The sequence below is a fragment of the Lactobacillus sp. MRS-253-APC-2B genome (genome assembly GCF_012843675.1).
Lineage (GTDB): Bacteria > Bacillota > Bacilli > Lactobacillales > Lactobacillaceae > Limosilactobacillus > Limosilactobacillus pulli.
Window position 1 is genome coordinate 1 of record NZ_JABAFO010000030.1, and the last position, 10574, is coordinate 10574.

Annotated in this window: 8 protein-coding genes; all 8 read right to left on the reverse strand. The window is 46.7% G+C overall.

Annotation, left to right across the window (positions count from 1 at the left end):
* Window positions 1–660: 660 nt before the first annotated feature.
* On the reverse strand, window positions 661–2169 hold the full coding sequence (gene lysS / locus HF864_RS09040) for a lysine--tRNA ligase (RefSeq protein ID WP_169462663.1): 1509 nt from the start codon (window positions 2167–2169) through the stop codon (window positions 661–663).
* Window positions 2169–3206, reverse strand: coding sequence for a tRNA dihydrouridine synthase DusB (gene dusB, locus HF864_RS09045; protein ID WP_169462664.1), 1038 nt, complete (start codon window positions 3204–3206; stop codon window positions 2169–2171). Before dusB ends, lysS begins: the two co-directional genes overlap by 1 nt.
* Before the next feature lie 86 nt (window positions 3207–3292).
* Window positions 3293–4483 (reverse strand): MFS transporter, encoded by a 1191-nt coding sequence (locus HF864_RS09050; RefSeq protein WP_169462665.1) that lies wholly within the window; start codon window positions 4481–4483, stop codon window positions 3293–3295.
* 254 nt (window positions 4484–4737) lie between these two features.
* Window positions 4738–5643, reverse strand: coding sequence for an Hsp33 family molecular chaperone HslO (gene hslO / locus HF864_RS09055; RefSeq protein WP_169462666.1), 906 nt, complete (start codon window positions 5641–5643; stop codon window positions 4738–4740).
* A gap of 82 nt (window positions 5644–5725) precedes the next feature.
* Window positions 5726–7834 (reverse strand): ATP-dependent zinc metalloprotease FtsH, encoded by a 2109-nt coding sequence (gene ftsH / locus HF864_RS09060; RefSeq protein ID WP_169462667.1) that lies wholly within the window; start codon window positions 7832–7834, stop codon window positions 5726–5728.
* An 89-nt stretch (window positions 7835–7923) separates the two neighbouring features.
* On the reverse strand, window positions 7924–8463 hold the full coding sequence (gene hpt / locus HF864_RS09065; protein WP_143113165.1) for a hypoxanthine phosphoribosyltransferase: 540 nt from the start codon (window positions 8461–8463) through the stop codon (window positions 7924–7926).
* Between the two features lie 13 nt (window positions 8464–8476).
* Complete coding sequence (tilS, locus tag HF864_RS09070) at window positions 8477–9886, reverse strand: tRNA lysidine(34) synthetase TilS (protein ID WP_169462668.1); 1410 nt, start codon at window positions 9884–9886, stop codon at window positions 8477–8479.
* The gene (locus HF864_RS09075; protein WP_169462669.1) at window positions 9849–10379 is read right to left on the reverse strand and encodes a S1 domain-containing RNA-binding protein; all 531 of its coding nucleotides are present in this window, start codon (window positions 10377–10379) and stop codon (window positions 9849–9851) included. The genes tilS and HF864_RS09075 overlap by 38 nt, the downstream gene beginning before the upstream one ends.
* Between the last annotated feature and the right edge of the window lie 195 nt (window positions 10380–10574).

Sequence of the window (10574 nt, forward strand, 5' to 3'; positions counted from 1 at the left end):
TGCATCAATCGTAATGATTGATGACCCTGCACATTTGTGTTCGTCGAAACTGTATTCAGTTTTCAAAGGTCTACCGTGTTGTTTAATAACAACATTTAATATTTTAACAAATCGTCAACTTGATGTCAAGAAGAAATTCATTTAATTTCAACAGCTGATCAAATCAGCGACTTAATTAATATATCAAATTGTCAATTCAATGTCAAGATCTTTTTTCTTGATCATTAACGATCAACCATTTGAATACCGGTCAATCGCTTTGACAACAATAAATACTATACAGGTTTCCCTAGGGTTCGTCAACGCTATTTCTAAACTTTCTAAAGCAATTTTTCACTTACGAACCAATTAGTCTTCTAGTTGACAATTAGTTCGTTTATTGCAGAATAATCGATAACCAAATTGCTTTGTCATTCAGTGATCGATAACCAGAATCTTTTGATTTAATTCTCTGATCATAACTCAACAATCAAAAAGAGAGTAAGAAAAAACTCCGAAAATCAGCTTACGACCGATTTTCGGAGTTTGTCCGCAAGGATGACTAGGTCACTCAAATGCTGATTTATCAGCGTTTGAATTGCCAGCCAGCTACTGCGCTAAGGTATTATTGTCCATACATAGTTAAGAGGTTGAGTTAATTCTCAGCCTTTTGCTATTGAATTACTTATCTTCTTTTTCTTCGTCGGCAGACTTTTCTGGACGCATCGTTGGGAAAAGAATAACGTCACGAATCGACTTGGCATCAGTCAAAAGCATTACCAAACGGTCGATACCAATTCCCAGACCACCCGTTGGCGGCATCCCATATTCCAGAGCCTCAACGTAGTCCAGATCAACTGGTTCAGCTTCATCGTTACCGTTGGCCTTTTCTTTAGCCTGCATTTCAAAACGATACTTTTGATCGATTGGATCGTTTAATTCACTAAAGGCATTACCCATTTCGCCACCAGCGATGTAAAGCTCAAATCGATCAGCCATTGCTGGGTTTTCTTGGTTTCTTTTAGCCAGTGGTGAGACTTCAACTGGGAATTCATAAATAAACGTAGGCTGAATCAAGGTATCTTCTACAAATTCATCAAAGAAAGCACTCAGAATATGACCCTTGGACCACCATTTTTCGTACTTAACGTGCTTTTCTTCGGCCAATTGACGAGCTTCCTCATCAGATTTGACCTCTTTAAAATCAATGCCAGTCTGTTCCTTGACGGCGTCGTTCATCGTAATCCGTTTGAACTTACCGCCTAGGTCAATGTCAGTACCCTGGTAGGTAATCTTACCATCATCAGAAACCACCTTAGCTGCGGCCTTGATGATTCCTTCCGTTTCATCCATTACGTCCCACAGATCCCAGTAGGCAGCGTAGGTTTCAATCGTCGTAAACTCAGGGTTGTGCTGCAGGTCCATCCCTTCATTTCTAAAGATCCGTCCTAATTCATAGACCCGTTCAAAACCACCGACGATCAGCCGCTTCAAGTAGAGCTCCGTGGCAATCCGCAGATACATGTCGATGTTTAAAGCATTATGATGCGTAATAAATGGCCGAGCATTGGCACCACCGGCCTGCGTGTTTAAGATTGGCGTTTCAACCTCGGTAAAGCCATGATCATCCATATATTTACGAACGGCCTTGATGATCGCCGTCCGCTGGTGGAACCGCTTGAAGCTTTCTGGATTGGCAATCAGATCCAGGTAACGTTGACGATAGATGGTCTCTGGATCCTTAACCCCTTCCCACTTGTTTGGCAACGGCCGCAGTGCTTTAGACAGGAAGGTAATTTCTCGAGCGCGAATCGTCAGCTCGCCAGTGTTGGTCTTAATAACGTCACCCTTGATTCCCATAAAGTCACCAAGGTCGGCCCGCTTAAAGATATGGTACTGTTCATCGCCAACCATGTCCTTACGTGCGTAAACCTGAATTTTGCCCGTCCGATCAACGAAATCGGCAAAACCGGCTTTACCACTGCTGCGCTTGCGCATCATTCGGCCGGCAATGCTGACCATGTTTTCTTGTTCAAGCAGTTCATCTTTATCTACTTGATCAAACTGTTCGTGCAGATCCTGAGCCAGGTGGTCGCGATGATAGCGACGACCAAATGGTTCAATCCCTGCAGCCTTGAGTTCATCCATTTTTTCGCGACGAACGCGCATTTGATCCAGTTCTTGTGACACTAGTCTTCCTCCTCAATTTTTGCCTGGCGTTGAGCACGACGCAATTCCTGCTGTGCTGTTCGCTTTTGTGTATCTTCCAGGAAGCGATCAAAAATATCGATCATTTCCTGCTGCGTTTCTGCCTCAACCAATGCTGCCTTTGTTCTGGCTGCTCGCGGAATCCCCTTGATGTAGTAGGTTGATTGTCCACGGAACTCCCGAACGCCAACATGCTCACCTTTTAGTTCCACCAGGCCAGCCAAATGCTCTTTAGCCATGGCAATCTTTTGTTCCGGCGTAGCTTCAGGAAGCAGTTCACCCGTTTCCAGATAATGAGCCGTTCGCTTGAGCATCCAAGGATTACCCATGGCAGCTCGACCAATCATAACGGCGGTCGCACCGGTTTCATCCAGCATCCGCTTGGCATCCTCTGGCGTCTGCACGTCACCATTGCCCATAAATGGAATCGTTAGTGCATTGGCCACTTCTTTTAGGATATTCCAATCAGCGTGGCCTGTATACATCTGTTTACGAGTTCGCCCATGCATGGCAATTGCCTGAGCACCGGCACGCTCGGCAGCCAGTGCATTTTCAACAGCATAGACGTGCTTGTCGTCCCAACCAGTACGCATTTTGACCGTAACCGGCTTTTTAACGGCATCAACGACATAAGAAACCATCTCATAGACTTTGTTTGGATCCAGCAGCCATTTTGCCCCGGCATCGGTATTAACGACTTTGTTAACCGGGCAGCCCATGTTAATGTCAATCACATCGGCTTCGGTGTTTTCATCGATGAATTTGGCTGCCTGAACCAGCGTTTCCTTAGTACCGCCAAAAATTTGAATGCCCATCGGATGTTCGATTGGCTCAACCTTCAGCATCGACAGGGTCTTTTTGTTGTGGTACATAATGCCGCGATCAGAAATCATCTCGCAGACCACGTAACCCGCGCCAAACTTTTTACAGATAACGCGAAACGCGGAATTGGTAACTCCAGCCATGGGAGCCACTACGACTTGATTGGGAATCGTGACATTGCCAATTTGCCATTCCACAAAAATATCCTCCTTAAAATTGCAATCAAAACGATTGTAGCTTAATCAGCGTTGAATTAGCAAGCCAGAGCCTCAGCAATTATCATTTAGTCATAATTCTGCAGACCATGCTGCAAGAGATGCAGTACTCCCCAGATCGTTAGGCCAACTGCAAGATCGGCAACTGCACAAATCAAAAACAATGGCGAGTATCCTATTTTTTCAATAACCAATCCACCAAACAACGGTCCAAGCGCCTTGCCAAGCGATGAAAAAGCATTGACCAACCCTTGATTGCGGCCTTTCTGTGCGGCTGGCGACAAACGATTGACGTAGGCCGGCACGCCTGGAATCAACAGCGACTCACCCAGCGTCAAGACAACCATCGCCAAAATAAACTGTCCATAACGATCAGCAGCCAACAAGATCACAAACGAACCAGCCATCGCCATTGCACCAAATGTCACTTGAAAATTCAGGGTGGCACGATACCGGCTGATCCATTCAATCAGCAACTGAAACGCAATGATTAAAATGCCGTTGATTGTCCAGAGCATGCCATAGCGTCCCGTAGAAATTCCAAATCGCGCTAGGTAAACCGCTAGATTGCTCATCCATTGCTCATACATAATCCAGACAATCACCAGGCCAAGCATCAGTACTATAATTACGCTCCAATTGCTCTTAGAAGGCTTTTTTGCGGCTGCCGGCATCTGTAATTGTGGTGATTGCAAAATTGGTTCCGCACGCAGCTCAACTCTGCCAAACTTAGCAAGGACAATGATCAGACTAAACAGATACATTATGGCAATTAAGGCAAACAGCCAGCCAATGCCTTGCTCATAAATAAAGCCAGTCATTCCTGTCCCAACTACCAGCCCAACGTTTTCCACCAGATAGAGCAGATTAAAGACCTTGGTGCCCGGATATTTTTTAACGTGCGTGCCCATTGAATTAATCAGCGTTAAAATCCAGCCATTGCCAAAACCAAATCCGCACAACAAGATTGAGTAGATTGGCCAGCCATGTGCAAAAATCAAAATCGTTACCGCCAAGAGCGTAATTAACTGACCACAGACGTTTAAGCCAAACGTATGCCCATGATCAAAGCAGCTGCCGGCCATAATGCTGCCGATAACATTGGCACTGGAATAGCAGAGCAGTACCAGACCAGACAAAACCAACGACTGATGCAGCTGATCGTGCATATAGACCGTTGTCACCGGCCATACACAGCTGTAGCCAACGTTGTTCAAAAAAGCCAGGCCGCACAGCCACTTAAATAAACCGTCTTTCAAACCCATCGCCTCTGTTTTTCGAATGTCTTAATTTTCACTGGTTGATCAAAAATTGTCAACGCAGTCCTAACCTTACCCATTCATTCTGCAAGCGAAGCGATTGCTAAAGATCAAAAAGAGAGAACAAAAACTGATTTTCTAACCAAATAAAATAACTTTAATAATAGAAATGGCCAAAGATCAACGTTTTAAGTAACGTAATCTTCAGCCATTTTTGTTTTGAGACTCTATTCCCAGCTTCTTATATCGTTTAGCTAGTTTTCATCGCTGCTGGTCGCCTGTTTTAAGATGACTTCCAGGTCCTGCTTATCAAAATGGTACTTCTTGCCACAGAACTGGCAGACAATCTCAGCACCTTCGTCTTGTTCGATCATTTCCTTTAGATCGGCAGGTTTAATCGTTGCCAAAGCATGAGCAAAACGATTCTTGCTGCAATGGCAGGCATAAGATACTGGCATCGTCTGCAGCATCTTAAGCTCTTCGTCTGGGAACAGCATGTGTAAGATATCTTCGGGCGTCTTGCCTTCCAAAAGCAGGTCCGAGACTCTTGGCATCCCCTTGATTGCATCCTCCAGCTTGGTAATAGCCTCATCACTGGCACCAGGCATTACTTGAACCATAAAACCGCCCGCTGCCTTGATCGAATCATCTTTTTCAACAAACACCGACAAACCGACTGCTGAAGGGATCTGTTCCGATTTAGCCAGGTAATAAGTAAAGTCATCACCCAACTCGCCTGAGATCAAATCGACTTCACCAGTATATGGCGTCTTGTCGCCTGGCGTCATCGTGGTTACCGAAAGCGTGCCTTGACGGCCAACTGCCCCGGCAACATCAATCTTGCCAGCTTCGTTTAATGGCAGATTAACGTGTGGATTTTTCATATAGCCTTTGACTTCACCATGCGCCGTCCCATCAGCCACAATGTAGCCAACTGGTCCGTCACCTTGAATTTTAACCGTCATGCCGGCCTTGTCATCCAGACTGGACGTTGACAAAAGCAGCGTACCGATCAAAGTCCGCCCCAGAGCTGCTGAGCTGGCACTCCAGGTATCATGAATCTCATGTGCTTTTTCAACCAAATTGGTCGCCCGTACTGCATAGGCACGAAACATGCCATCTTTGGTCATGCTTTTTACTAGATAGTCATTGTTTTCCATTTAAGTCACCTTTTCTGATTTTAATTCCATAATAAAACAGGAGCGCCGACCAGTGGTCATAAACGCTCCTGTTAATTGGCAATTATGCCTGATCATCATGATCGTCATGGTGGTCATTTTGATCGTTTGAAGCTGAGTCGGCTGGCGTTTGTGAATCATTGCTTGATTCCGCATCGCTGCCATGATCGCTTTCAACCTTTTCAGTCTCGCGACGTTCCAAAGCACGCTTGGACTCTTCAAAAGTTGCGGCATGCTGTTCATCTTCGGCAGCTTCAACATCGGCTTCTGGCATCTTCCCAGTCTTGTACAGACTCAGAATCTGCTTTTCATTCAGCGTTTCATACTTGAGCAGCGCCTCGGCAATCAGCTTGTGCTGTTCACGATGCGTCTCAATAATGTGGAGCGCTTGTTCATGACCTTCATTCAAGATCCGCTTGATTTCTTCATCAACTACGGCCGCCGTGTGCTGCGAATAGCCGAACTGATCATAGCCCTGGCCAGCAAAGACCTGACCCGAGCTCTGCAGCTCAACCGGACCAATCTTGTCACTCATCCCGTATTGGGTAACCATGGCCCGTGCAATCTGAGTAGCCTGCTCAAAGTCGTTGGATGCACCAGACGACTGTGAATGGAAGATGATTTCTTCAGCAGCCCGACCACCCATCAGACCAGCAATCTGTTCTTCGGCGTTTTTCTTGCTCATCAGCATCTGGTCCTCACGTGGCAACATGATTGCATACCCGCCGGCACGCCCCCGCGGTACGATCGTTACCTTGTGAACGACCCGCGCATCGTTTAAGACCAGCCCAACAATCGTGTGACCGGCTTCGTGGTAGGCCACGGTTTCGCGCTCTTTTGGCGAAACGACCCGATCACGCTTGGCTGGTCCGGCAATTACTCGGTCTTCGGCTTCATCAACATCAGCAGCTGAGATCTCATTTTCATTGCGCCGCGCTGCCAGAAGTGCCGCTTCATTCAGCAGGTTGGCCAAATCGGCACCGACAAAGCCTGGCGTCTGCTTAGCAATTTCTTTTAAGTCAACGTCTGGGCCCAGTGGCTTGTTGCGTGCGTGAACCCGTAAAATAGCTTCACGACCTTTGACATCAGGGGCACCGACCAGAATCTTCCGGTCAAAACGACCAGGACGCAGCAGGGCCGGATCCAAGACGTCAGCCCGGTTGGTGGCTGCCATTACGATAACGCCCTCATCACCATTGAAACCGTCCATTTCAACCAGCAGCTGGTTCAGCGTCTGCTCACGTTCATCGTGGCCACCGCCCATACCAGAACCACGCCGCCGACCAACGGCATCGATTTCGTCGATAAAGATGATTGATGGTGCAGCCTTTTTGGCTTGATCAAACAAGTCACGAACCCGGCTGGCACCAACCCCGACAAACATCTCAACGAAATCAGAACCAGAGATCGAGAAGAATGGTACGCCGGCTTCACCAGCAACGGCTTTAGCCAGCAGCGTCTTACCAGTACCTGGAGGGCCTTCCAAAAGCACACCAGATGGTATCTTGGCACCCAGTCGCGTGAATTTCTTAGGGTTCTTCAAAAATTCAACGACTTCAACCAGTTCCTGTTTTTCCTCTTCTTCACCAGCAACGTCAGAGAAGCGGACCTTGTTCTCCTTGGCATTGGCAGGTTTGGCTTTGGACTTGCCAAAGTTCATCATCCCGCCGCCGCGACCGCCTTGGCTGGCCTGCCCCATCATCATGTAGAAGAAAAATACCATGATGATCAAAGGCAGAATGGTAAACAGCAGGTTCATCCACAGACTATTGGATTCTTCGGCCTTGGTACTGATAGTGACGTTGTGTTTTTCAGCATACTTTTGCAGCTGACTGAGCGTTACGTCACTGTCCAATACCGAGCTTTGGAAGCTGGTCGTGGTACTGCTCTTTTGCCCGACGATCGAGAACCCGGCATCACTGCTGCTGACCTTTTGCGGCTTGCGGTAGGTACCGGTGATCTTGTAGACTCCGCCGTCTGGTTGAAGTTGGAAGCTCTTAACCTTGTTGTCCTTCAATTCGGTAACAAAAGTGCTCTGAGAAACGTTCTTGCTTTGCGTATTCGTACTGCTTCCTCCAAAGAAGAAGTAGGCGATTCCCATAATGCACAAAAAGATTATCGCATAGAAGAGCACGTTATGAGCGAATCCATTATTTTTACGATTGTTGTTCATAACAACCTCCTATCCAACGGCAACGTTTAATTTATTTTGATGGACTAAATGATAGCATAACTGACCATCATTGACCATTATTTCGTCAACTATTTACTGTATACGGAAGGCTTCAGAATTCCTACATATGGCAGGTTCCGATAATAGCCTTGGTAGTCAAGCCCATAGCCGACCAAAAACTCATTTGGTACAACAAAGCCGACATAGTCAGCCTCAATCTCGACCTTACGACCCTCTGGCTTATCCAGCAGCGTACATACCTTGACGCTGTTGGCACCACGCTCGCCTAAAAGATCAACCAGATAGCGCAGCGTTCGGCCAGTGTCGACGATATCTTCCATAATCAAGACGTCCTGACCTTTAAGATCAGCCTTCAGATCGTGAATCAGCTTGATCGTCCCGGTTGACTCAGTGCCGCCGTAATAGCTGGAAACGTCAATAAAGTCCAGTTGAGCATAGCAGGTCATCTTTTTAAACATATCGACCGAAAAAGGCGCTGCCCCAGTCAGAACCGAAACCACCAAAGGCTTTTTGTCGGCATAGTCAGCGTTGATCTGCTTGGCCAGACGATCCTCGGCAGCATTGATGTCCTCAGTGCTGTACAAGACGCGTTCAATATCGTTGTTCATTTATCTGCTCCTTTTAGCATTTTCGTTGGGCAACTGCAATGACTTGATGTTTCTGATCTTGATAAGCGCTGTCTGACCCATCCAGCCAGGCAAACTTATAACCAACTACCCAAAGTACCGTCCCTTTTGCCGTGGTCAGAACCAGCTGATCCATCCGCTTTGACATTGGTACCTTGGCATTAATTAAAACTCGACGCACTTTTTGATGACCACCGTTTTTCAAGCGTAGACAATCATCTTTCTGCCAGCCTCGCAGCTTAAGCGGCAAGGAGCTGACTGGTAGATTGAAGGCAGCCAAAACAAGGGCGTCTTTTGGCAGCTGATTCTCATCAAAGATGCCAAACGTCAACTCATCACTGATTTCATGCCATTGGCCCAATTCTACCACAGCTGCGATCTTTTTTTGCGAATTATCAACCTTTTTAGCCACGTTTTTAAGCCAGCAGACATTATATTCTTTTATCAGGCAGTGTCCTTTTGGCAACGCAATGACCTGCTGCGGTTTTTTAGTATCGTTCAGTACCTGATCAATCTGCATGATCTGAGATCGCGTCAGATCAAAAACTGCCTGATTCTCAAGCCATTGCTGCATAATCAGATGCCGCCAAGTCTTAGGATAGGTGCAATATTTTGAAAGCTTCAGCTGCTCGCCTTTCGTTATTTGATCCAAGAGCCGGTTTAAACTGTCCTGACTAAAAACCAATAGATCGCTCAGCTGCTCATGCCAAGACGTCATATGCTCCAAAAAACGTGGATTTTCTCTAATCATAGCCGGTACGATCAAATTACGGAATCGATTTCGCGTCAGCGTCAGATCTTGATTGGTGACATCCTCAAACCAGGTTAGCTGATAAGTTCTGGCATACTCATAAAGATCGGCCTTAGGAATCGCTAAAAGCGGTCTAAGCAGCGTGGCACCAGCAAACGGTCGTGCATCATCAATTCCGGAAAGTGCCGTCAATTGACCGCCTCTAACCATCTTCATCAACATGGTCTCAGCCTGATCATTAGCATGATGAGCCGTCAGTAAAAACTCAGCCTTGAATCGATGTATCGTCTGGGCAAAAAAACGATAGCGCATCGTCCGCGCGGCTGCCTCAATGCCGGTTCGCGGATGTCTATTGATTGGCCAGTGGCTGATGACCAGTTTTAAGCCATGCTTTTGACAATAGTTGGTCAAAAAGGCTTCTTCTTCTCTGCTCTGTGCTCTTAATTCATGATTGACATGGGCAATAATCAGTCGACTGGGATCCGTCAAATGCTGCATAACATCCATCAAGACCATTGAATCTACGCCCCCAGAAACGGCAACTACTATGGGAGCATCAGATTCAAAAAAGCGGTGCCCTGACAGACGCCGCTTGATTTGATGCTGAAGATTCATTTTAGCTGCGACGACCGCCGCGGCCACCACGCTTGCCATCCGTCTGCCGTTTGAGCGATGACTGGAGCGAATCGCTTTGTTTCATAAAACTGGCCAGCATGTTGTCGAATTTTTCATTTTGGTGGTGATGACGAGCTCCGGCAAAGCTACGCTGTGGTGCATTGCCAAATTCACGATGCTCGTGATGTTCCTGGGTGTGTGCGTGACCATGGAACTCCGTGTCATGACGCCGTTCGTGGAAGCCGCGTCCCTGTTCGCGATGGTTTTCGCGCTCCTCATGCTGGTGACGTGCTTCCTTTGGTTGAGCTTCCTTCATCGATAAGGCGATCTTACCGTCACTGCCGATCTTCATTACCTTGACGGTTACCGTATCGCCGACTGACAGGACGTCGTGAATGTCTTTGATGAAGCGGTCGGAGATCTGACTGATATGAACCAATCCCGTCTGGTTGTCATCCAGGTCAACGAAAGCCCCGAAATTAGTAATACCTGAGATCTTCCCTGAAACCTTTGCCCCTTCTTCAATTGCCATGAACTAGCTGGCCCTCCTCATTGAAAATTAATCATTTATTTACAGTTTTGAGTATAACATAAATCAACATTGTTACAAGTGAACAATTAAGCGGTTAAAGCGAACAAAAAAAGCCAAAATGACCCGTACCCCCAAAGTTGGAAATACAACTTTGGGGGTATTTTTATGACCAAAATCAGCATAGAGACTAAGATC